This is a genomic window from uncultured Granulicatella sp. (assembly GCF_963515095.1).
GTDB lineage: Bacteria > Bacillota > Bacilli > Lactobacillales > Aerococcaceae > Granulicatella.
In genome coordinates this window covers 1-23,763 of the sequence record NZ_CAUPXD010000009.1, presented here as the reverse complement: position 1 = coordinate 23,763, position 23,763 = coordinate 1, and the positions used below count along the sequence as shown (strand labels likewise).

Here is a 23,763-nt window from a genome sequence, read left to right as displayed (position 1 = left end):
ATATGAATATAGAGGATTTAAAAGCTATTGTTTCGTTATTCGATCATTCAAGTTTAATGGAATTACATTTACAACAAGAAGGAGTAAATCTTCAACTTTCTAAACGAGAAAATTATCCAGTAAGTGATTCTAAACAAGTTGTTGAAACGATTGAAGAAAAGCCAGTGGCACTTGTACCTACAAAGGAAATCATTGCTGAAACGGTAGCTACTAAAGCGCCTGAAGTTCAAGAAGTAGTTGCAAAAGAAGATTTACAATATATAAAAAGTCCAATTGTGGGGATTGTGTATTTAGCCCCTTCTCCAGATGATCCTACTTTTGTACAAGTACAAGATAAAGTTCAAGTTGGACAACCAGTATGTATTATCGAAGCTATGAAAATTATGAATGAAATTACTGCAGAAATTTCTGGTGAAGTAGTAGAAATACTTGTTGAAAATGGACAAATGGTAGATTATGGGCAAGAATTATTTGCTTTAAAGAAAATTTAGGAGGTTCATCATGAGTGTAATGACAGTAACAGATGTAATGAAATTAATTCCAAATCGTTTTCCGATTTTATATATTGATCGTGTTGAAGAATTAATTCCAGGTGAGCACGTGGTTGCTACTAAAAATGTAACGTATAATGAGCATGTTTTCCAAGGACATTTCCCTGGAGAACCAGTATTGCCAGGAGTATTAATTGTTGAAGCATTAGCACAAGCTGGCTCAATTCCATTATTATCATTAGAAAGTTTTAAAGGGAAAACTGCTTATTTAGGTGGTTTAAATCACGTGAAATTTAGAAAAAAAGTAACACCAGGTGATGTTTTAACGCTTCAAGTGGATATTCTTAAATTAAAAGAATATGCAGGAATTGGGAAAGCAAAAGCCTTTGTAGATGGTAAAGTTGTCTGTGAAGCGGAGTTAACCTTTATTATTGGTAGGTAGGATATGTTTAAAAGAATTTTAATTGCGAACCGAGGAGAAATTGCTTGTCGATTGATTCGTGCATGTAGAGAACTTCAAATTGAAACAGTAGCAGTATATTCTCAGGCTGATTCTGAAGCACTACATGTACAGTTAGCAGATTATGCAGTATGTATTGGTAAAAATATTAGTAAAGAATCTTATTTGAATGTTGAAAATATTTTAAGTGCAGCTGTATTAACTGGATCACAAGCCATTCATCCAGGGTTTGGTTTTTTATCAGAAAATCCTAAATTTGCAAAAATGTGTGAGGAATGTCAAGTAAAATTTATTGGACCTAGTGCACATGTTATTCAAATGATGGGGGATAAGGCACAAGCTCGTAAACAAATGATGAAAGCAGGAGTTCCCGTTATACCAGGTAGTGATGGGGTTGTTCCAACTGTTGAAGAAGGATTGAAAATTGCAGAAAAAATTGGATTTCCTCTTTTAATTAAAGCTGTCGCAGGTGGCGGTGGAAAAGGAATTCGTAAAGTTCAAACGATTGATGAGTTTGAAAAACAATTTTTAGCAGCTCAACAAGAAGCGCTTCAAGGATTTGGGAATGAAGAAGTGTATATTGAGCGTATCATTTATCCTGCCAAACATATTGAGTTTCAAATTTTAGCAGATTCTCATGGTAATGTTGTTCATTTAGGGGAACGTGATTGTTCTTTACAACGAAAAAATCAAAAAATTATTGAAGAAGCTCCAAGTCCTTATTTAGATGACGAATTACGTGAAAAAATGGGGCAAGCAGCTGTATTAGCTGCAACATCAGTAGGATATGAAAATGCGGGCACGATTGAATTTTTAGTAGATGAGGATAAAAATTTCTACTTTATGGAAATGAATACTCGTATCCAAGTGGAACATCCTATTACAGAAATGATTACAGGAATTGATTTAGTAGAATGGCAATTAAAAGTAGCATTTGGCGAAAGATTAAACTTTACTCAAGATGACATTCAAATTAAAGGGCACTCTATCGAATGTCGTTTAAATGCAGAATGCCCAAGGGAAAACTTTAGACCAGCGCCTGGAACGATTAAAGTATTACATCAACCAAATGGAGGTTTAGGTGTAAGAATTGAATCTGCCTTATATTCTGGATATAAAATTCCACCATTTTATGATTCCATGTTATCAAAATTAATTGTCCATGCACCAAGTCGAACTCAGGCTATTTCAAAAATGCAACGAGTTCTTCAAGAATTAGTAGTTGAAGGCGTAGAGACAAATAAAGAATTTTTACAAGATTTATTAGTAACACCTTTCTTTGAAAGAGGAGATTATACGACAAATGTTGTAGAAGAAAAATTCTTAGCAGAGTGGTTTCATGAGTCTCGTCCATAAAGGGGTGATTAGATGGGTTTATTTAAAAAACGTCCTTATATTTCATTAAAACAGAATCCTGTTGATGTAGTAGAATCTGAAAAAGCTCCAATGATTCCCGATGGAAAATGGATTCAATGCCCTCAATGTCAAAAAACAGTTTATTTGGATGATATTGGGGAATTTCAAATTTGTCCAAATTGTGATTATCATTTTAGATTAACACCAAAACAAAGAATTGCTTTTATGACAGATGAGTTTGAAGAATGGTTTGTTGATACAAAGGTAAAAGTACCCGTTGAGTTTCCAGGGTATGATTTGAAACAGAAAAAAGCACGACAAACAACAGGAGAACAAGAAGCTGTAAGCGTTGGTCTTGCAAAAATTAGTCACTTACCATTTGTTTTAGCAATTATGAATTCTTATTTTATGATGGGTTCAATGGGACAAGTCGTTGGTGAGAAACTGACTTTAGCCTTTGAAGAAGCAACAAAGAGAAAGCTTCCAATTATAGTTTGTACAGCTTCTGGTGGTGCTAGAATGCAAGAAGGGATTTTTTCTTTAATGCAAATGGCAAAAATTAGTGCAGCAGTACAAGCACATCACTTAGCAGGATTATTGTACATCACGGTATTAACAGATCCTACAACTGGTGGTGTCACAGCAAGTTTTGCGATGCAAGGGGATATTATTATTAGTGAACCGAAAGCTATTGTAGGATTTGCTGGTAAACGTGTCATTGAACAAACGATGAAAGAAAGGTTACCGGATGATTTCCAACAAGCAGAAACTGTACAGGCAAATGGATTTATTGATGCTATCATTCATCGTACTCAGTTAAAAGAAACATTAAAAACTATTCTAAGTCTACATTCTTTAGAGGAGGAACTCAGATGAAACCAATGAAAATCGTCCAAAAAGCACGTGATATTAACCGTGCAACTACTAAAGAATGGATTGACGAAATTTTTGATGATTTTATTGAATTAAAAGGAGATCGTTTTTTTGCAGATGATGCTGCCATTATTGGTGGTATTGCTCGTTTAAAGGAGATTCCAGTTACAGTCATTGGAATGCAAAAAGGCCATACTTTAAAAGAAAATATTGAGCGTAATTTTGGACAAGTTCATCCAGAAGGTTATCGAAAAAGTTTAAGACTGATGAAACAGGCTGAAAAATTTAATCGTCCAATTATTACAATGATTAATACAGCTGGAGCTTTTTGTGGTAAAAGCGCTGAAGATAGAGGGATTGGGGAAGCTATTGCTAAAAATCTTCAAGAGATGAGTCATTTAACCGTTCCAGTTATTGCTATTTTAATGGGTGAAGGTGGAAGTGGCGGAGCCATTGCATTAGCCGTTGCTAATGAAGTTTGGATGATGGAATATGCCATTTATTCAATCTTATCTCCAGAAGGATTTGCTTCGATTTTGTGGAAAGATAGTACAAAAGCAGAACAAGCAAGTGAATTAATGAAATTTACAAGTAAGGAATTACTCGAAGAAGGAATTGTCGATAAAATTATTTTAGAGAAAAACCGTTCGTTTAAAAAAATTGCGACAGAACTTCAAACTTCTTTATTGGCATCTTTAAAAGAATGGCGTACCAAATCAAAGGAAGAACTAGTAAGCCAACGCTTAGAAAAATTTAGAAAATATTAATCGTGAAACGTAACAACACTGTAATACGGTTGTTACGTTTTTTTTATATAGAATTTGTATAATGGAGAATACTATGAGAAAAGTGTGGTGAGTGGATCTGGATAAGCAATTAAGAAAAAATATTGTCATTACGGGAGTAGTAGCTCTATTACTGACACATTCTCCTATATCCATACATGCACAAGAAATTTCTCAAGAATCCATTCATCAATTAGAGCAAGAACTTTCTCAAAAATTAAATTTTGCTAATGAGAAGTATCGTCAAGTTGCAACATTAAAGAACGATTTAAAGGAATTAGCATCCAATCAAGCATTATTAGAACAACAAATTAATCAACAACAAGAAAAATTACTGGAAAAAGAATCAGTTGTGAAACAACGGTTATTAGCATTACAGTCAAGTGGTATTATGTATCAACGATTTATTCAACTATTTCAGGCAGCGAGTATTTCTGATTTTTTCCATCGCTTTTTTGCGATTCAAGAGATATTCAAGGCAGATATTTTAACAATACGAAATTACAAACAAGAAGTTCATTCATTAGTTATTTCTAAACAAGAATTAAAAGAGAATGAAGATAGTTTATTAAGAAAACAACAAGATTTACAAACAGAATCTACTTTATATGAAGAAAGTATTCAAGTGTTAAAACAAAATCTTTCTACTAATAAAGAAGCATTGTTTGCGATACATGAACAAGAATTGAAAGCCAAACAGAATTCTGAAAATACAGAACCAACAACGCATCATGCACCGGATGAATCTAAAAAAGAAGTTGTTCAAGAGGAGAAGAATGAACGGTCTACTGAAATTAAACCTTCAGCAGTCGATCAGTATCTCCAAAAGAAAGAGTCAAAGAAAGTTTTAACGAAGAGTACAGTAGAATCTTCTACAACTGCCTCTACTGGGAAAGAATTCGCGGCAGAAGCAACAGCTTATTCTTATAAACAACCTGGGCTAAATAATTATACAGCGATGGGAATTGATTTAAGAGAGAATCCGAATGTCATTGCAGTAGATCCTACTCAAATTCCTTTAGGAACTTTAGTGGAAGTTCCAGGATATGGAGTGGCGATTGCTGGTGATACAGGTGGAGATATTAAAGGAAATCGAATTGATTTACATTATCCGGAAGTACAACAAGCAGTGGATTTTGGAAGACAAAAAATTACGATAAAAGTGTTGAATTAAGAAGAATTTCAGATTTAATCTGGAATTCTTTTTTTGTTAACAAACGTTTCATTGAAAAATAAATTTTTGATGTGATGATTTGTTAACATTAAATCGAAAACTCTTTGATAAACTTGTAACAGAAATTACAGAAGTAAGGTGAAAAGGGAGTAACAAATGTGAACCTATTAGAAGAAATACAAGGCTATTGGAATCATCGATATACAGGATATTCTAAAGTGAATCAAAAAGAATTAGAGGGAACTCAAAGAGAAAGATGGAAAGACCAATTAAAACGATTGTTATCAGCTAATCAAACTCTTAAAGTATTAGATATAGGAACAGGCCCTGGATTTTTTACAATTATCTTAGAAGAATTAGGTTATACAAAAATAACGGGGATTGATGTTTCTAATAAAATGCTAGAAGTTGCCAAAGAGAATATTCAAAAATATGGCAAAAAAAATTCAAGTATACAACTCATTCAAATGGATGCTCAAAAGTTAGAGTTTAAATCAGAAACATTTGATATTATTGTTAGTCGAAATTTAACTTGGAATTTAGAAAAACCACAACAAGCTTATTCAGAATGGTTAAGAGTATTGAAACCAAATGGAACTTTATTCATCTTCGATGCTAATTGGTATGCATTTCTTCAAAATGAATCATTAGCAAAAGAATTTGAAGAAAAACGCAAAAGAGCCATTGAAGAAAAGTTAGAAGATTATTGGCAAGGCGAAGGTGTTGATGAGGAAAAAATGAATTGGATTGTTCAGCAATTACCTTTGACGTATCAACAAAGACCGCAATGGGATATGGAATATTTTTCTACTCAAGATGGAATTTCAGTAGAAATGGAAGAAAATTTTGGAGATTTAGTGTGGGATTATGAAGAACAATTAAATTATGGTGCAACACCGATGTTTTGTATAAAAGTTGTAAAGGAGGATTCGTAATGACATCGAAACAAACGATACAAGAACGTGTTGAAAATTATTGGACAAATCGAAGTGCTTCTTTTTTAGAGCAACGAACAAGAGAATTTCATAGCCCATTAAAAGATAGATGGATTACAGAATTTGAAAAATATTTGCCACAAAAGACTGAGTTAAAAATTTTAGATATTGGTTGTGGAACAGGATTTTTTACAGGCATTTTAAGTCAAATGGGTCATGAAGTAATAGGAATTGACTTAACAAAGGAAATGATTCATTTAGCTACTGTATTTGCTAAACAGGAGAAGTTCGATGCGCAATTTTTAGTCATGGATGCTCAAAATCTTGAGTTTAAAGATGCAAGTTTTGATATCGTCATTGCAAGAAATGTTACTTGGACATTACCAGATGTTCCAAAAGCTTATCAGGAATGGCTTCGAGTATTAAAAAAAGGTGGATTACTCATAAATATTGATGGGAATTATGGTGCTTCTAGTATGACAGATACGAGTCATTTACCACAGCATCATGCTCATCATCATTTAAGTCAAGATACTTTAACAGAATGCGAAATGATTCAAAGAAGTTTATCTATTTCTAGCGAAGTGCGACCTCAATGGGATGTGCACTATTTATTAAATCAAGAAGTTGACTCTCTTCAAATTGATCGATCGATTAGCCAAAGAATTTATCTTGAAAAAGATGAATTTTATAATCCAACACCTTTATTCTTACTATGTGCTAAGAAGTAAGGAGTGGGAGTGGATGTTTAAAGGATTGAAAAAATTTTTAACGATAGTTGTATTATTTGTCGGTATTTCATTTTTTGTATTTTTACTCATTCATCTAGCACCTAGTGACCCAGCTTCTGTCAAAATGTCAGCAGGAACAGGTCGTGTCTCTACAGAAGCTCTTGCGCTCATGCGTGAGGAAATGGGACTAAACCAACCATTACTTGTACAATATGGAAATTGGCTTTATAAATTTCTTCAAGGAGATTTTGGAAAGAGTTTAGTGTCTGATATCAAGACTGAGAAATTAATCATTCCGGCAGCTATGAATACGATTCAATTAGCAGTGATAACTCTAGTAGTTTCACTAGGAATCTCGATTCCATTGTCGATATTTTTTGTACGATGTCAAAACCGGATTGTAAAATCATTCCTTCAATTGATTCTATTTTTCAAAATGTCATTACCATCTTTCGTGATTGGTTATTTCTTGATGTTTGTATTTAGTGTTCAATTAAAATGGGTTCCTTTACTGGCTAAACAAGGTGGTATTGGACTAATATTGCCGATTATTACAATTGTTATTCCAGTGAGTGCAAAATTTATTCAACAATTTTCAGCGTTGTTAGAACATGAATTACAACAGGAATATGTTAAAGTGCTTTATTACCGTGGAATGGAAGAGTCCAAAATCTTTCAACGACATTTATTGAAAAATATATTTCCTACAATGGTGACGATTATTTTACTATCGTTTGGTTCTCTAATGGCGGGTGTTGTTGTAGTAGAAACTATTTTTTATTGGCCAGGAATTGGGAAGTTATTAATGGATAGTATTAGTTCGAGAGATTATCCACTCGTACAAATGATTGTTGTATGTATTAGCTTTTTATATTTAGTACTTACTCAAATTTCTGATGGACTACAAAATAGGACAGATACCCGTATTAAAGGCGGTGAGTTGCCATGATAAAAAGGGAAAAATGGGGAATTGGAATTATTATTTTAGTAGTTGCATTACTATTGTGGAGTACAATTTTCCTAAATTATGAAACGATGAATGCCAATGATTTGTTAAGTCCACCAAGTTCTCGTCATTGGTTTGGTACTGATGATTTTGGTCGTGATGTGTTTATTCGAGTGATTGTAGGAGCTAGATATTCAATTGGAGCTTCTCTGTTCATTGTTGGATTATCTTATTTAGGCGGTATTCTTCTAGGAGGACTAGCGGGAGTCTTTGGTGGATGGATCGACAGAATCATAACAAGTATGTTAGATATTTTATTAGCTATTCCTAGTTTACTGATAGCCATTACGGTAGCTGGAGTATTAGGTGGAGGGTTAAGAAATGGCGTCATTGCTCTTGTAATAAGTTATTTACCGTATTATGCCAAATTAACAAGAGGAGAAATTCGTAAAATAAAAGTTCGAGAATATGTCACCGTAATGTATATGCAAGGAGCTCCATTATGGTATCGGATGATGACGATTTTAAAAAATATTCAACAACCATTAGTGACGTATATGCTCGTCAATATTTCGAGTACTATCTTAAGTTTAGCAACTTTATCTTTTTTAGGAATAGGAGTGAAAGTTCCTCAACCAGAATGGGGAACAATGTTAAATGAGGGAAGATTATCGTTTGAACAAGCACCTTGGCTAATGATTGCACCAGGACTTGCGATTACGATAACGATTATTATGTTTAATGGAATTCATCATTGGATTCAACAGAAGAAAGGGAGAAATTTATGAAATTAAAAAATATGTTATTAACTATTGCAGCAGCAGTTTTAGTGGGATGTGCACCTGTACAGCCAGCATCTCAACAACAAGAAAGTAGTCAAACTTCAACATTTAAAATTGGGTATTCTCAATTTACAGCAGGAATTGACCCAGCAAAAGATTGGGAAGGTTGGTATACGATTCGATTTGGAATTGGAGAAACATTATTCCGTTTAACAAAGGACTTTGATGTAGAACCATGGTTAGCATCCTCTTATAAGAAGATTGATGATCAAACATGGGAAATTCATTTAAAAGAAAACCTTACTTTTTCTAATGGAAATCCTGTTACGAGTGATTCGGTTATAGCTAGCATTCAAAGAGTAGGGGAAAACCATAAGTCAGGTAAAATTTTTAAAACATCTACTTATACTGCTAATGATTCACTAACTTTTACAATTCATACTGAAAAACCAAGTCCTCAGTTTATTCATGAATTAGTGGATGCTAAAACAGCGATTGTAGATGTAACAAGTACGGATAAAATTATAGGAACGGGCCCTTATGAAGTGACAGAATTTAAACCAAATGATTCCATTTCATTAACGGCTTCGACTCATTATTGGGATGGCAATGCTTCGATTAAGGAAGTTCATTATCAATTAATTCCAGATCAAAAAACATTGGAATTAGCGATTAAATCAAAAGAAGTTGATGGTGGATTAGATTTAAATGATGATGTAGCCGATTCATTAATGAAAGATTCTTCTATTCAAGTGTATAATCAACCAAGTACAAGAACGTATCATTTAGAATTGAATAAAGCAAGATTACAAGATAGAAAAGTACGTCAAGCGATTTTACATGCGATTAATAAACAAGAATTGACACAAGACTTCTTAAAAGGTCATGTCACTCCTGCAGATGGTGCCTTTTTAGATTCTAGTATTTATTCAAGTGGTACATTTGCTAATAAACAATATCAACCAGAAATGACGAAACAATTATTAGCAGAAGCTGGCTATCAAACAAAAAATGCAGATGGGATTTTAGTGAATGTGCAAAATGAGCCATTACAAATTGTTCTAAAAACATATAAGAGATTAGCCAATGAAAAAATTGCTACAGCACTCCAACAACAATTCAAACAATTGGGGATTGATTTGAAAATTGATATTCAAGAAAAAGTCGACGGATTAAATCAATTAGATTATGACATTGCATTAGCTTCCGCATTAACATTGCCAACGGGAGATCCTCATTATTTCTTAAATGCAACTTTATCTAGTGATGGAGCCTTAAATTATGTGAAAAATTCAGACTCATGGTTAGATGAAAAAATTACAACCTTAGCTCATGAAGTAGATGAAGCTAAAACTCGTAGTGAAGTGACAGAAATTCAAGATTATGCAAGAGATGAAGCAGTCGTTGATTACATTGGATTTGTCAACTTACATGGAGCAATGAACAACTATATTCATCATTTTGAACTTTCTCCATCTGATTTTTATCATATTACGAATAAATTGGTAAAAGACTAATGGGACAGACAATTTTTGAAGTTAAACAATTAAATGCTTCATATGGACAGGAAGTGGTTCTCAAAGATTTAGATTTTTCCATTAAAGAAGGAGAAGTCATTGGAATTATTGGGGAGTCGGGTATTGGCAAATCAACTTTTTTAGAATGTTTACTTGGTAATATTCATCAAAAAGTAATGATGAATGCTGCTGAAATGATGTTTTTAGAAGAAAACTGGTTGAAATTATCTAGTAAAAAGAGAAGAGAATATTTAAGGCAGGATATTGGCATCATTTTCCAAAATGGACAACATAGTTTAGATCCTTTATTTACAATTAGACAACAGTTGGAAGAATTAATGGTACAACCCAATTATCAAACAATGATAGAAGCTCTAAAAATGGTTCAATTAGAAGAAAAAGTATTGCAATTATATCCTCATGAATTATCTGGAGGAATGCTACAAAGAGTGATGATTGCAATGGCATTTATCAATCAGCCGAAGTTAATTATTGCTGATGAACCTTTTAGTGCTTTAGATATTCCTTTGCAAATGGAGATGATGCAATTAATCCTTCTTCTAGCAAAGCAGTTTCATACTGCAACCATTATGGTGACACATCAGCGAGAGTTAGCGTATCAATTTTGTACGAGAGTGTTGACTTTAGAAGAGGGTCATTTTGTGGATAAAAAGGAAGTGTTACAAGAAAAATATTCCTTTGTTCGAGAACACGGTGAACAAAAAGAAGTATTCTTTCAATTGAAAAACGTATCGAACCATTATAAAGATGAGGATGTTATTCTTCAAAATCTTACACTTGATATTCCAAAATATGAAGTAACTGGAATCATTGGACATTCAGGAGCAGGGAAGACCACTCTTGCAAAGATTTTATCTGGTTTTATCCCATATGAAGGCAGTATTGAGATTGAAGGAAAGGAATTAAGAGAATTATTCGCTCAAGAAAAACAAAGCTATTACAGAAGAGTTCAGTATTTATTCCAAAATAGCTTATTATCTTTTAATCCAAATCAAACGATTTTGAAAAGTTTAGAAGAACCGTTAAGATTCATGCGGAAAATAAAGAATAAGACAGAACGAATTCAAATGATACAGGAATTATTTACTACTCTAGAGTTAGAATTCGAGTGGCTAGAAAAATATCCTCATCAATTATCTGGAGGACAGTGTCAACGCTGTGCCATTGCAAGAGCTATATTAGCGAGAGCTGAGTGCTTGATTTGTGATGAAATAACGAGTTCTCTAGATGATGCAAACCAGGAAAAAGTTATAAAAGTGTTACAAAAAGTTCAAGAAGAAACCAATATGACAATAGTATTGATTAGCCATAATCAGTCGTTGATTGAATCGATTTGCTCGAATGTTATTGTGTTAACGGAAGGGCGATGATAGTCTTGATATAGAAAAAAACATCTGAATGAGAAAAAAAGAAGACTTAAAAAATAGAATATATTGTTTGAGAATCCCTTACTAATAAAATGGTAAGGGATTTTCATTTTACAAAATATTAAAGATATTCAACGAATTTTATTAGATTATGATATAATACTTGTATATTATGATACATTTAGGGGGATGTTCATTGAAATTTAAAAAGGGTTTTTTCATTGGTAATTTTGTATCCTTTGTTTTAATGATAATAGTTTGGTTATCGATGACGACAAGTGTTCGAAAAGGTTTAGCACTTTATGATGCTAGTATATTTGAATATTTTGGATATGCGATGAATCATGGTCAAGTAATGTATACTAATTTGTTTGATCATAAGGGACCGTTTATTTTTATTTTTAATGCATTAGGGTACTTTGTTGCCGGTCCTTTAGGGATAAAAGCATTATATTTATTGTGTATATATTTATTTTTTTATTGGACTTATCGTATCTCACGATTATTTTCGGATAAAACCATTTCTATATTGGTTAATGTTATTGTATTTATTATTTTTGAAAAGTACTTTGAAGGTGGATGGGGATTAGAAGGTTATATTTTACCTTGTATCAGTTATTCTTTATATGTATTTTTAAACTATTCATTAACTAGTAAAATTAAACCAATGGAAGTTGTACTAAATGGTTTATTTTTTTCTATTGTATTTTTTACAAAAGCTAATATGGTAGGAATGTGGTTATTTTTTACTTTATACATAACTGTATATTTAGTCTATCAAAAAAAGTATAAAGACTTAATTCAATTAATAGGATTATTTTTAAGTGGAATTCTTCTAATTCTTGTGCCATTATTTTTATATTTAATGATGAATGGTGCATTAACTGATATGTTTTATCAGTCATTTATTGTAAATATGATTTATTCTAAACAGCCGAGTGAGTATTCGCTAAAAGAAGTAATTGAATGGTATTTATTACAAACAAATCAATTACAAATAAATATATTGATAGTGTTATCTAGTTTACTAGCATTAAAAAAATATCATTGGAAAGTCATTGCTTATAATCTATTAGTGATTTTTTGTATTGTGGTTGCATTAGTTTCAAAGAGAACATATTTCCATTATTTATTAGTGTTGATTCCATTATATGTACCTTATATTAGTATTTTTATGGATTATTTTAACAATTATTTATCAAAATATGGAATTGTGATATTACTAATTGGAATGTGTATCATTTATTATCATCCTTTAAAGGAAATAAAAGATAATATTTCACATCGTTATCAAGACTTGTCTGTTAATGAGAGAGAAGTAGCTAACTATATTCGTACTCATACATATAATGACGATAGAATTTATTCTCATAGAATGAATGGAATTATTTATTTAGAAAGTGATCGATTAGCTAGTACAAAATTTTTCTTTATTCCATCGTTAAAGGATGAAACACCTTTAATTGATGATTTTAAAAATTCTATCCTAAATAATCCACCGAAATATATTGTTTTTGATTCAAGATGGGATTATCGTAGATTAACAGATGAATTTATTAAAGAATATATAAAAGAACACTATGATTTTGAAAAAGAAATTGAAAGTATGAGTATTTATAAATTTAAAAATAATTAAGGAGTTTCAATGAAGAAAAAGCCAATCTTATATATAGTTATTCCATGTTTTAATGAAGAAAAAGTTTTACCTTTTACCAATGTGATTTTTAAAGATAAAATTCAAGAATTGGTAGAAAAAGAAATCATTTCTCAACAATCAAGAGTGATGTATGTGAATGATGGAAGTACTGATGATACGTGGAATTTAATAGAAGAATATTCAAATAATGAGTTTGTTGTTGGAATTAGCCAAAGTAGAAATCGTGGACACCAAAGCAGTGTTTTAGCAGGAATATTCGAGGCTAAAAAATATGCAGACGTAGTTATTACCATTGATGCTGATGGACAAGACGATATTCATTGTGTAAATAAAATGCTAGAAGCTTATGAAAAAGGTTCTGAAATTGTATATGGAGTAAGAGAAAATAGAAAAACAGATACGTTTTTTAAAAGATTTACAGCGGAAAGTTTTTATCGTTTAATGAGCTTTTTTGGTGCTGAAATTATATTTAATCATGCAGATTATCGTTTGATGAGTAAACGATTTATTGAAGAATTAAGCAAATATAAAGAAGTTAACTTATTTTTAAGAGGAATTGTGCCTTTAGTTGGTTTTCAATACTCGATTGTAACATATAAACGAGAAGAAAGAATCGCAGGAGAGAGTCATTATCCACTTTCTAAAATGGTTAAATTAGCAGTTGATGGTATTACAAGTTTATCTGTAAAGCCTATTCGTATGATAACTATTATAGGAGTTTGTACATCATTCTTTAGTTTTCTACTAATTGTTTGGGTTCTATGGACTAAACTTACAGGAGAAAGTGTTGCAGGATGGGCTAGTACCTATGCTATTGTTAGCTTATTAGGAGGAGTACAACTCATTAGTTTAGGGGTTATTGGTGAATATATAGGAAAAATTTATTTAGAAACTAAAAACAGACCCAGATATATTATTTCTAAAAGAACATATGAAGAAAACAATAGTAGTGAAAATGGTAAAAGGTTATTAATTGAATAATATTCTATCATCAAAATTTAACATTTCTATTTGTATTACTATCAAGTGTAAATCAAAATGTGACGAAATATCCTAAATTGTAACATTAATTGGACAGTATCACTTGTGTTTTACAGATGACAGTGTAAATGGTTCTCTAAATTGACTTAGAAGCGTTGTAAAGGGTATAATAGAGATAATTATTATGATAAATTAATAGGAGGTTTAGATATGGCTACAATTAGCATTACTCGTGAGATAGTTTTTACTGAAGAAGACTTGAAAAAAATTAAGCAATCAGCTCCAACTAAAAAATTCCTAGATGCTATTAAGAAATCTTCTAAACCAGTTGAAAGACCACATAGGACAGAAGGCAGATTTGATGCTTATCTCAGATGATTTAGTTATAACCCCATTAAAAGAGTTCTACAAGGATGTTATCTACAATACTATGTGGAAAAACTGGATGGAAGATGGAAGGTTAAATCCTTCAAATGAAAAAAGTGTTAATCATTTTAAAGAAGAAACCTATTTAGCTCTTTCTAATCTGGTAATAGAAGAGTTTGATTTTAATGGAAACCAGGATATGCTTGATTATTTTTCTAAATTAGCTTTAAAGGATGAGTTGGATAATAAGACACGTTCGTTTATTGTGGAAGCGCCAAATTCTTCTAGTGATTTGCTTGGAATTTTCTCTCTAACATTGAAAGTTGTTAAAATGGATGACTTATCAAATAGTCAAAAGAAGAAGCTTTTGACCAGTGGAAAGCGTTCTGCCGCAAAACATATTTCAGAAATTCCAGCTATTCTAATAGCTCAATTCGGAAAAAACTATAAAGCTGATAAAAGAATCAGTGGTGATGATTTGATGAATTTAGTTCTTACTCAAATTCAAAAAGCTCGGAAGATTATTGGTGGACAGACTATTGTGTTGGATAGTGTAAACCATGATAAGGTAATCAATTTTTATGAGAGTTTTGGTTTTACTAAATACGGTTCGATAGTAAATGATGAAAATCAATCTTATCAGCCGATGGCATTAGACTTGACCAAGCTTGAGAATTCGTAATTCTGTTATTTAATTTTGCGAGTGGTTGCAGATACCAGAAAACCAGACTCTTGTATTTCATTGAGACAGTATCACTTGTGTTTGACACAAATTTAACATTTCTATTCACATTACTTGACAAACAGTTAACTTTTTAGTAAATTAGTATCAATTTCATAGGAAATCCAGTGAAGGAGCTAAGTAGATTCGCAGCAATTAGAGAGAGAAATCGTGGCTGAAAGTTTCTCATAAGACTGAAAGAATTGAAAGACACTCTGGAGGAGAATAATGCAAAGTTATTCCGGCAAAAGAGCCGTTATTTAGTAGAGGAATAGAGAAGACTCTGTTCAAATTTAGGTGGTACCACGAAATAATCGTCCTGACTCATTCATTTGAGTCAGGATTTTTTTTACACAATTTTTTATACATAGAAAGTAGGGATAAAATGATTCAAAAACCAAAAGGAACAGCCGATTTATTACCAGAGGAAATAAAAATTTGGCATTACATTGAAGAAACAGCTCGCATTATTTTAGGCGATTATCAATTCGAAGAAATGCGTACACCAATGTTTGAAAGCTATGAATTATTTAGTAGAGGTGTGGGTGATACTTCAGATATCGTTTCTAAAGAAATGTATGACTTTTATGATAAAGGTGACCGTCATATTACATTACGTCCAGAAGGAACAGCAGCTATCGTTCGTGCGTATGTAGAAAATAAATTATTTGGGCCAGAACATAAGAAACCTTTTAAAGTTTATTACATGGCTCCAATGTTCCGGTATGAACGTCCACAATCAGGTCGTTTAAGACAATTCCACCAATTAGGGGTAGAAGTATTTGGTTCAACAAATCCAGCAACAGATGTTGAGACTATTGCAATGGCATGGGATTTATTAAAAGAACTTGGATTATCAAATATGCGTTTAGTGATTAATTCACTAGGTAAAACTGCAGATCGTATTGCATATCGACAAGCTTTAATTGATTATTTAGAACCATTTGCAGAAGAATTAAGTGAAGATTCTAAAAATCGTCTTCACAAAAATCCATTACGTGTATTAGATAGTAAAGATAAACGTGATATTGAAATCGTAAAAAATGCACCAAGTATTTTAGAATTTTTATCTGATGAAGCACGTAGTCACTTTGAAAAAGTACAGCAATATCTAACTGCCTTAGAAATTCCATTTGAAATTGATGAAACAATGGTTCGTGGATTAGATTATTATCAAGATACGATTTTTGAAATTATGACGGATTCAAAATCATTTGGTGCTAAAACAACGATTTGTGGTGGAGGACGTTATGATGGTCTTGTTCAAGAATTAGATGGACCAGAAACACCAGGATTCGGATTTGGATTAGGAATGGAAAGACTTGTGTTATTAATGAAAGATGAACAAGTAGAAATTCCTGACTTACAAGAATTAGATGCTTATATTGTTGGTTTAGGAGAAGAAACGGAAGAGGAAGTATTAAAACTTTCTATCTCTTTACGTCAACAAGGGTATTCTGTAGATCGTGATTTCTTCGGTAGAAAAGCAAAACCTCAATTTAAAAATGCTCAAAAATATGGAGCAAAAGTTGTGATTACTTTAGGAGAAGAAGAATTGGCAAGTCGTCAAGTTCCACTAAAAGTAATGAGTACTGGTAAAGAAGTAAAAGTTGACTTAGCAGATGTATATGAAGATTTTGATAGTCTATTCCGCCAAGCAACAATGGATACAACAGCAATTGATGAATATTTTGGAAAATAGAAAGTAGGGATTTGTATGAAAAAGAGATCAATTTATTGTGGATTAGTCACAGAAGAATTAGTAGGAAAAGAAATTACATTACATGGTTGGGTACAAAAACGTCGTGACCATGGTGGAGTTATTTTTATCGACTTACGTGACCGTGAAGGTGTGATGCAAGTTGTATTTAACCCACAACATAACCAAGCAGCTTTTGAAATTGCGGATACATTACGTTCAGAATATGTTATTGAAGTAACAGGTACTGTTGCTTTACGTGGAGAAGGATTAGCAAATCCAAACTTAAAAACGGGTACAATGGAATTAGAAGTACATGATGTTGAATTATTAGCGAAAGCTAAAACTCCACCAATTTATATTGAAGATGATAAAGTAGCATCAGATGAATTACGTATGAAATATCGTTATTTAGATATGCGTCGTAAACCTGTATTAGAAAACTTACGTTTACGTCATAAAACAACTCGTGCGATTCGTGAATATTTAGATACTGAAGGATTTATCGATGTAGAAACTCCATACTTAGCAAAATCAACTCCAGAAGGAGCTCGTGACTACTTAGTACCTTCTCGTGTACATGAAGGAAGTTTCTATGCTTTACCACAATCACCTCAAACATTTAAACAATTATTAATGGGTGGGGGATTAGACCGCTACTACCAAATCGTTCGTTGCTTCCGTGACGAAGATTTACGTGGAGACCGTCAACCTGAATTTACACAAGTTGATATTGAAACAAGTTTCTTATCAGCTGAAGAAATTCAAGAAATGATGGAAGGTTTGTTGAAAAAAGTGATGAAAGATACATTAGGAGTAGAAGTAACAACTCCATTCCCACGTCTTTCATTTGCTGAAGCAATGAGCCGTTATGGTAATGATAAACCAGATACTCGTTTTGCATTAGAATTAATTGATGTAGCAGATATTGTAAAAGATTCTGACTTAAAAGTGTTCAGTACAGTTGTTGAAAATGGTGGACATGTTAAAGCTTTAAACTTAAAAGGATTAGCAGATGAATATTCACGTAAAGATGCAGATAGCTTAGCACAATTTGTTGCTAAATATGGAGCAAAGGGATTAGCTTGGTTGAAAGTTGAAGAAGATGGTCTAAAAGGACCAATCGCTAAATTCTTAGTAAACCAAGAAACAGCATTAAGAGAACGATTAGATGCAGAAGTTGGAGATATTATTTTCTTCTGTGCGGATAAACCAAGTGTTGTAGCTCAATCATTATCTGAATTACGTTTACACTTTGGTAGAAAACATGAATTAATTGATCAATCTAAATTCAATTTCTTATGGGTTGTTGATTGGCCATTATTAGAATATGACGAAGATGCAAATCGTTATCAAGCAATGCACCATCCATTTACTCGTCCAGTAAATGAAGATTTTAATGCTTTATTAGAAAATCCTGCAGCAGCTAAAGCTCAAGCTTATGATATTGTATTAAATGGATATGAATTAGGTGGAGGTTCATTAAGAATTTATAGAAGAGACATGCAAGAAGCAATGTTTAACGTATTAGGATTCACAAAAGAGTCTGCACAAGAACAATTTGGATTCTTAATGGATGCATTAGATTATGGATTCCCACCACATGGAGGAATTGCATTAGGATTAGACCGTTTAGTCATGTTATTAGCTGGGGAAGATAACATCCGTGAAGTGATTGCATTCCCTAAAAACGGTTCAGCAATGGATACAATGACACAAGCACCAAGTCCAGTATCTGAACAACAATTACAAGAATTATCTTTAAAAATTCGCTAAAAATGAGCAATGGAGAAGTCTTTGAAGGCTTCTCCTCTGTTCTTCATAGAGAAAAATAAGGAACGAATACTAATGAAAAATAGCAAAGGTGTTGTGTTTAAAAGACAACAAGAAATTTTAAAATTATTACAAGAACATCGGCAACTTTCAGTTGAAGAGTTATCTTCTAGATTAGAAGTTTCCGAAATTACAATACGAAGAGATTTACAACGTTTTGAAGATCAAGGATTGATCGAACGATTTTATGGTGGAGCAAAATATATCACAGGTAAAATCGAAAAAGAAAATATTGATCAAAAACAATATAATTCCACTAAGAAAAATATTGCTCGTCGAGCCTCCGGTTTAGTACGTGAACATGATATGGTCTTTATTAATTCAGGTTCTACAGCCTTTTTATTATTGAATTATTTAGCAGATGAAAATGTTACGATATTAACGAATAATGGACGATCTATTTTTAAAAAAGCCTCTTCAAAAGCTTCGATTGTGTTAAGTGGAGGAGAAATTTTCGAACAAAAGAAATCTTTAGTCGGCGATTTTGCCATTAACTCTTTTTCGAAAGCACGTGCGAATATTTGTTTCTTAGGTGTCGGTGGCATTAATAAAAATGGAATTACGACTGTTGCTTTACCCGAAACAGCAGTCAATCGTGTGATTTTAGAACGGACGAATGGTCCTAAGATTGTTGTTGCTGAAGGAGCTAAAGTTGGACGAGAGTCTAATTTCCATACGGCAGATTGTTCGATGATTACGCATTTGATTACAGATTATTCCGCTGATGCTGAAACAGTTTCTTATTTAAAGAGTATTGGTGTAAAAGTTTTATTTATTTCTTAATGTAGAAAGGAGTAGGAGATGACAGTAGAATTAAGTCCAAGACTGAAAACCGTTGCTTCTTTTATAGAAGGAGTGACATTATTATGTGATGTTGGTTCTGACCATGCTTATTTACCAGTGTATGCCATTCAGCAAGGATTGATTACTAGTGCTATTGCAGGTGAAGTAGTTAAAGGTCCTTTCGAGTCTGCACAGCAAACCGTTCAAGACTATGTTTTAACGGATAAAATTTCTGTTCGTTTAGGGGATGGATTAGATGTTGTTACTTCTAAAGACGAAGTTACAGCTATTTCTATTTGTGGAATGGGTGGAGAATTGATTGCTCGTATTTTAGAACAAGGTCGAGTAAAGGGTACGTTAACGGGTAATGAGAAATTAGTGTTGCAACCAAATGTTGCAGAACATTTATTAAGACAGTGGTTAGTGGACCATCACTATGAAATTTTAGAAGAAGTTGTAGTGGAAGATCATCATCGCTTGTATGAAATTATTGTAGCGGAAAAAAGAGAACAGAGTGTCCCATTAACAGCAACGCAAATTAAATTCGGTCCAAAATTAATAGAGAATCCAACAGATTTAGTGATTCGTAAATGGGAACGACAATTACGTAAAATTGCAGAAATTTTAGTACAATTGAAAAATAGCAAAGAAGTTCCAACTGAAAAAGTAGAAAAATTTAACCATCAATATCTTGAATTGAAAGGATTGATTGACAATGCCAACCGTTAGAGAGATTATTCGTAAATTTGAACAAAGAGTTCCGAAGTCTTTAGCAATGGGAAAAGACCCAATTGGTTTACATTTTGGGGATTGGAATCAAGAAGTCCAAGTAGTGATGACGACGTTAGATATTCGTCCTTCAATCATTCAAGAAGCTATTGAAAAAAATGTTGATTTAATTATAGCCCATCATCCGCTGATTTTTAGACCGGTACAACAATTTGATTTAACAAATCCGCAACATAAAATGTACCAAGAAATTTTAAAACATGATATTGCCATTTATGCGGCTCATACAAACTTGGATGTTGTTTCAGGCGGAGTCAATGATTGGTTAAGTGAAGTCCTACAATTAGAAAAAGTAGAAGTACTATCTCCAACAGGAACACTTCGCCAAATGAAAATTGCCGTGTTTGTGCCTGAAGAACAAGCTAGCGCAGTTCGTCAAGCAATGCATGAAGCAGGAGCAGGACAAATTGGTGATTGTTACAAGGAATGTAGTTTTACTACTAGTGGAGTAGGACGCTTTACACCAACTGAAGGAGCAAATCCTGCAATTGGACAAGTGAATCAAGCAGAACAAGTAGCAGAGGAAAAAGTAGAAGTTATCTGTTATGAAAATCAAGTGGATGCTATTATTACTGCTATGAAAGCAAGTCATCCTTATGAAGTTCCAGCTTATGAAGTGTGGGCTTTAGAAAATGATGCAAAAACACTAGGAATTGGACGAATTGGACAATTACCTGAACCATTATCTGTCGAAGAATTTGTCACTTATGTCAAAAATCAATTCCAATTAAAAGGATTACGTTTTGTCACTCCACGAAATCGTTCGTTATACAAGATTCGTAAAGTTGCCGTTTTAGGGGGTTCTGGTGGAAGTTTTTACCAAGCAGCTGTAGCTAAGGGGGCAGATGCATTTGTAACAGGCGATATTACGTATCATGTGGCTCATGATATTCAAGAATCTCCAATGTTATTAGTGGATGCAGGGCATCATATTGAAGTCGTTTGTATTGAAAAATTAGCGAACTGGCTTGTACAATGGAATCAAGAAGAAAATTGGAATGTATCAGTGATTAAAAGTACGATTGATACAGACCCATTTGAATTTTTATAAGAAAGTAGGAATGTAATATGCCAAATCAATTAATTGATCGTTTTATTCGTTATGTAAAAAAAGAAACTCGCTCAGATGAAGCAAGCACAACTGTTCCATCAACACCAAGTCAAACAGAGTTTTTAAAGGACTTAGTAGAAGAATTAGTAGCATTAGGCTATCAAGATGTAAGATTAAATCCTAAAAATAGTTTCGTAACGGCAACAATTCCAGCTACAACTACAAAAGAAGTACCAGTTGTTGGATTTATTGCTCACGTAGATACAGCTGATTTTGAAGCTCGTAATGTACAACCTCAATTCCATGAAAACTATGATGGAGAAGCGATTGTATTAGATAAAGAAGGTAAATTTGTTTTATCTCCAAAAGATTTTCCAAATTTAAAAAATTATGTTGGGAAAACATTAATTACAACAGATGGTACAACTTTATTAGGAGCTGACGATAAAGCAGGTGTTAGTGAAATTGTCACTGCAGGTGCATACTTATTAGCTCATCCTGAAATCGAACACGGAAAAATTCGTGTAGCATTTGGTCCAGATGAAGAAATTGGACGTGGTGCTGATTTATTTGATGTGGAAGAATTTGGCTGTGACTTTGCCTATACTATGGATGGAGGCCCAGTAGGAGAATTAGAATACGAAAGTTTCAATGCTGCTCAAGCTGAAATTACAATCCAAGGGAAAAATGTTCACCCTGGAACTGCAAAAGATACAATGGTGAATGCCTTAGAACTTGCACGTCAATTCCAAAATGCTTTACCTGAATTTGAAGTACCAGAACATACTGCTGGACGTGAAGGATTCTATCATTTAATGTATGCTAATGGTGTCGTTGAAGAAGCAAAATTAGTCTATATTATTCGTGACCATGATCGTAACTTATTTGAAGCGAAAAAAGCTTATTTACAATTAGTTGCAGATCGACTAAACGCATCATTAGATAGCAATCGCATTTCAATTGATATGAATGATCAATATTACAATATGGCTGAAATCATTGAAAAAGACTTTAGAGCTGTTGAAGTTGCTCAAAAAGCAATGGAAAACTTATCTATTACGCCAATTATTGAACCAATTCGTGGTGGTACAGATGGTTCTAAAATTTCATTTATGGGCTTACCAACACCAAACATTTTTGCAGGTGGAGAAAACTTCCACGGACGATATGAATTCGTCGCTGTAGAATCAATGGAAAAAGCACGAGATGTTATTATTGAAATTGCGCAATTACTAGCGAAATAAAAAATAAAGAATATAATATAGCTTTTCTTTAGTAGCTACGGCGCAAGCAGCCTCGCATAGCGAGTCTCATTGCTAAAAATCGAGCCTTGGTCATCAGCTACAGAGAAAAGCTAATTATATTTTGACGGAAGTTTATGAGTGTACGTTTGCGATGTGCTTCTTCTGTATATACTGACGGTAGAGAAAAGCCAATTTTATTTTGGACGGTTAAAACTGAGAGAGTGTACAATATTTTTTCTAAACCTAAAAAAAGTATAAAAAAACCACTAGTTATAGAATTAAGCTATCAGGAATAATTAACAAAAAAGTGCCTTATAAATGAGATTTTAATACAGAATTGACCAAAATACTATTACATGGTGGCAATATTAATCACTTTCATTTACAAAAATAATTTCATATTATATTGTTTGTTTGACGTAAATTTGTTATAATGAGATATGTTTAAGAACAGGTTTTGATTGATAAAAAAGCCGTATGAAAAGCTATATGTAAATAATCATACTTTGTTTATTTTACGAATGGGAGATGGTTGATATCAGGATAAAAGAATTATATCATGGTACAACAAAGGAAGGCGCAAAATCTATTTTAAATATGGGTTTTAATTTACCTAAATGGAATTTTAATCAAACATCATTTCAAAAGAAACCTGGAACTTTGGGTTATGGTGTATATGCTTTCAGTCAAATATATATATGTAAAAAATATATTTCTGAAAAAATTCGAAGTGAAACAGCAGTTATTCTAATTAGACTTAATTTAGAAGATATGAATATTTTAGATTTGACGAATGAAGAACACAATGAAATTTACCAAAAATTTCGTGAGAAATTCATGAATTTACCTATATTTAAGAGTTTATGTCGGGAATTAAGAAATGGAAATCAATCTGAATTAGAAGGTATAATGTTAGAACATCTAATAAAACGTTATTCAGAGGACTTTTTTGGCATTGAGCAATGTGATTGTGTAAAATCATGGACTGTATCAGTGCTGTCTGATACAATGAATTCTAATGTTCCAAATGGTCTTGAATATTGTATAAGAAATGTTCAGAAAATTAAGGAGGTAGAGTTATGGAAAGAAGGTTAACATCGGAGCAAATTGACAATCTACTAAATGAAATTGTGAATGAAGATTTTATTATTAACGCTCTGAAAGAATTCAATTTATATCCAGAATTTCAACAAACTTATGA

The 23,763-nt window shown here is 32.7% G+C and carries 23 protein-coding genes; all 23 read left to right on the top strand.

Annotation, left to right across the window (positions count from 1 at the left end):
- Positions 1-2 precede the first annotated feature (2 nt).
- The 23 genes from accB to RWL86_RS03410 all read left to right on the top strand — a co-directional run bounded on the left by accB (position 3) and on the right by RWL86_RS03410 (position 23,657).
- Positions 3-491, top strand: a complete 489-nt coding sequence (gene accB, locus RWL86_RS03520; RefSeq protein WP_314077202.1) for an acetyl-CoA carboxylase biotin carboxyl carrier protein — start codon at positions 3-5, stop codon at positions 489-491.
- 10 nt (positions 492-501) lie between these two features.
- Complete coding sequence (fabZ, locus tag RWL86_RS03515; protein WP_006702538.1) at positions 502-933, top strand: 3-hydroxyacyl-ACP dehydratase FabZ; 432 nt, start codon at positions 502-504, stop codon at positions 931-933.
- 3 nt (positions 934-936) lie between these two features.
- Complete coding sequence (gene accC, locus RWL86_RS03510) at positions 937-2,307, top strand: acetyl-CoA carboxylase biotin carboxylase subunit (RefSeq protein WP_314077201.1); 1,371 nt, start codon at positions 937-939, stop codon at positions 2,305-2,307.
- Positions 2,308-2,319: 12 nt separating this feature from the next.
- Positions 2,320-3,183: an acetyl-CoA carboxylase, carboxyltransferase subunit beta gene (gene accD / locus RWL86_RS03505; RefSeq protein WP_314077200.1), complete on the top strand. Its 864-nt coding sequence runs from the start codon at positions 2,320-2,322 to the stop codon at positions 3,181-3,183.
- Positions 3,180-3,947, top strand: coding sequence for an acetyl-CoA carboxylase carboxyl transferase subunit alpha (accA, locus tag RWL86_RS03500; protein WP_314077199.1), 768 nt, complete (start codon positions 3,180-3,182; stop codon positions 3,945-3,947). The genes accD and accA overlap by 4 nt, the downstream gene beginning before the upstream one ends.
- 91 nt (positions 3,948-4,038) lie before the next feature.
- Positions 4,039-5,139: a 3D domain-containing protein gene (locus tag RWL86_RS03495; protein WP_314077198.1), complete on the top strand. Its 1,101-nt coding sequence runs from the start codon at positions 4,039-4,041 to the stop codon at positions 5,137-5,139.
- A 158-nt stretch (positions 5,140-5,297) separates the two neighbouring features.
- Positions 5,298-6,074: a class I SAM-dependent methyltransferase gene (locus RWL86_RS03490; RefSeq protein ID WP_314077197.1), complete on the top strand. Its 777-nt coding sequence runs from the start codon at positions 5,298-5,300 to the stop codon at positions 6,072-6,074.
- The gene (locus RWL86_RS03485) at positions 6,074-6,805 is read left to right on the top strand and encodes a class I SAM-dependent methyltransferase (RefSeq protein ID WP_314077196.1); all 732 of its coding nucleotides are present in this window, start codon (positions 6,074-6,076) and stop codon (positions 6,803-6,805) included. Before RWL86_RS03490 ends, RWL86_RS03485 begins: the two co-directional genes overlap by 1 nt.
- Positions 6,806-6,818: 13 nt before the next feature.
- Positions 6,819-7,754: an ABC transporter permease gene (locus tag RWL86_RS03480; RefSeq protein ID WP_314077195.1), complete on the top strand. Its 936-nt coding sequence runs from the start codon at positions 6,819-6,821 to the stop codon at positions 7,752-7,754.
- Complete coding sequence (locus RWL86_RS03475) at positions 7,751-8,539, top strand: ABC transporter permease (RefSeq protein ID WP_314077194.1); 789 nt, start codon at positions 7,751-7,753, stop codon at positions 8,537-8,539. Before RWL86_RS03480 ends, RWL86_RS03475 begins: the two co-directional genes overlap by 4 nt.
- The gene (locus tag RWL86_RS03470; RefSeq protein WP_314077193.1) at positions 8,536-10,050 is read left to right on the top strand and encodes an ABC transporter substrate-binding protein; all 1,515 of its coding nucleotides are present in this window, start codon (positions 8,536-8,538) and stop codon (positions 10,048-10,050) included. Before RWL86_RS03475 ends, RWL86_RS03470 begins: the two co-directional genes overlap by 4 nt.
- Positions 10,050-11,441, top strand: coding sequence for an ATP-binding cassette domain-containing protein (locus tag RWL86_RS03465; RefSeq protein ID WP_314077192.1), 1,392 nt, complete (start codon positions 10,050-10,052; stop codon positions 11,439-11,441). Before RWL86_RS03470 ends, RWL86_RS03465 begins: the two co-directional genes overlap by 1 nt.
- A 193-nt stretch (positions 11,442-11,634) precedes the next feature.
- Positions 11,635-13,074, top strand: a complete 1,440-nt coding sequence (locus RWL86_RS03460) for a hypothetical protein (RefSeq protein WP_314077191.1) — start codon at positions 11,635-11,637, stop codon at positions 13,072-13,074.
- Positions 13,075-13,083: 9 nt separating this feature from the next.
- Positions 13,084-14,076, top strand: a complete 993-nt coding sequence (locus tag RWL86_RS03455) for a glycosyltransferase family 2 protein (protein WP_314077190.1) — start codon at positions 13,084-13,086, stop codon at positions 14,074-14,076.
- A gap of 210 nt (positions 14,077-14,286) precedes the next feature.
- Complete coding sequence (locus tag RWL86_RS03450) at positions 14,287-14,454, top strand: hypothetical protein (RefSeq protein ID WP_314077189.1); 168 nt, start codon at positions 14,287-14,289, stop codon at positions 14,452-14,454.
- Positions 14,438-15,124: a hypothetical protein gene (locus tag RWL86_RS03445; RefSeq protein WP_314077188.1), complete on the top strand. Its 687-nt coding sequence runs from the start codon at positions 14,438-14,440 to the stop codon at positions 15,122-15,124. The genes RWL86_RS03450 and RWL86_RS03445 overlap by 17 nt, the downstream gene beginning before the upstream one ends.
- Positions 15,125-15,548: 424 nt before the next feature.
- A complete protein-coding gene (gene hisS, locus RWL86_RS03440) occupies positions 15,549-16,865 on the top strand; it encodes a histidine--tRNA ligase (RefSeq protein ID WP_314077187.1) in 1,317 nt (438 codons plus the stop codon).
- Positions 16,866-16,880: 15 nt separating this feature from the next.
- Positions 16,881-18,638: an aspartate--tRNA ligase gene (gene aspS / locus RWL86_RS03435; RefSeq protein WP_314077186.1), complete on the top strand. Its 1,758-nt coding sequence runs from the start codon at positions 16,881-16,883 to the stop codon at positions 18,636-18,638.
- A gap of 72 nt (positions 18,639-18,710) precedes the next feature.
- Positions 18,711-19,478, top strand: a complete 768-nt coding sequence (locus RWL86_RS03430) for a DeoR/GlpR family DNA-binding transcription regulator (protein ID WP_314077185.1) — start codon at positions 18,711-18,713, stop codon at positions 19,476-19,478.
- A gap of 18 nt (positions 19,479-19,496) precedes the next feature.
- Positions 19,497-20,207, top strand: coding sequence for a class I SAM-dependent methyltransferase (locus tag RWL86_RS03425; protein ID WP_314077184.1), 711 nt, complete (start codon positions 19,497-19,499; stop codon positions 20,205-20,207).
- Positions 20,194-21,318, top strand: a complete 1,125-nt coding sequence (locus RWL86_RS03420; protein WP_314077183.1) for a Nif3-like dinuclear metal center hexameric protein — start codon at positions 20,194-20,196, stop codon at positions 21,316-21,318. Before RWL86_RS03425 ends, RWL86_RS03420 begins: the two co-directional genes overlap by 14 nt.
- A 17-nt stretch (positions 21,319-21,335) precedes the next feature.
- Positions 21,336-22,562 (top strand): peptidase T, encoded by a 1,227-nt coding sequence (gene pepT, locus RWL86_RS03415; protein ID WP_314077182.1) that lies wholly within the window; start codon positions 21,336-21,338, stop codon positions 22,560-22,562.
- A 528-nt stretch (positions 22,563-23,090) separates the two neighbouring features.
- Complete coding sequence (locus RWL86_RS03410; protein WP_314077181.1) at positions 23,091-23,657, top strand: hypothetical protein; 567 nt, start codon at positions 23,091-23,093, stop codon at positions 23,655-23,657.
- The last annotated feature ends 106 nt before the right edge of the window (positions 23,658-23,763 follow it).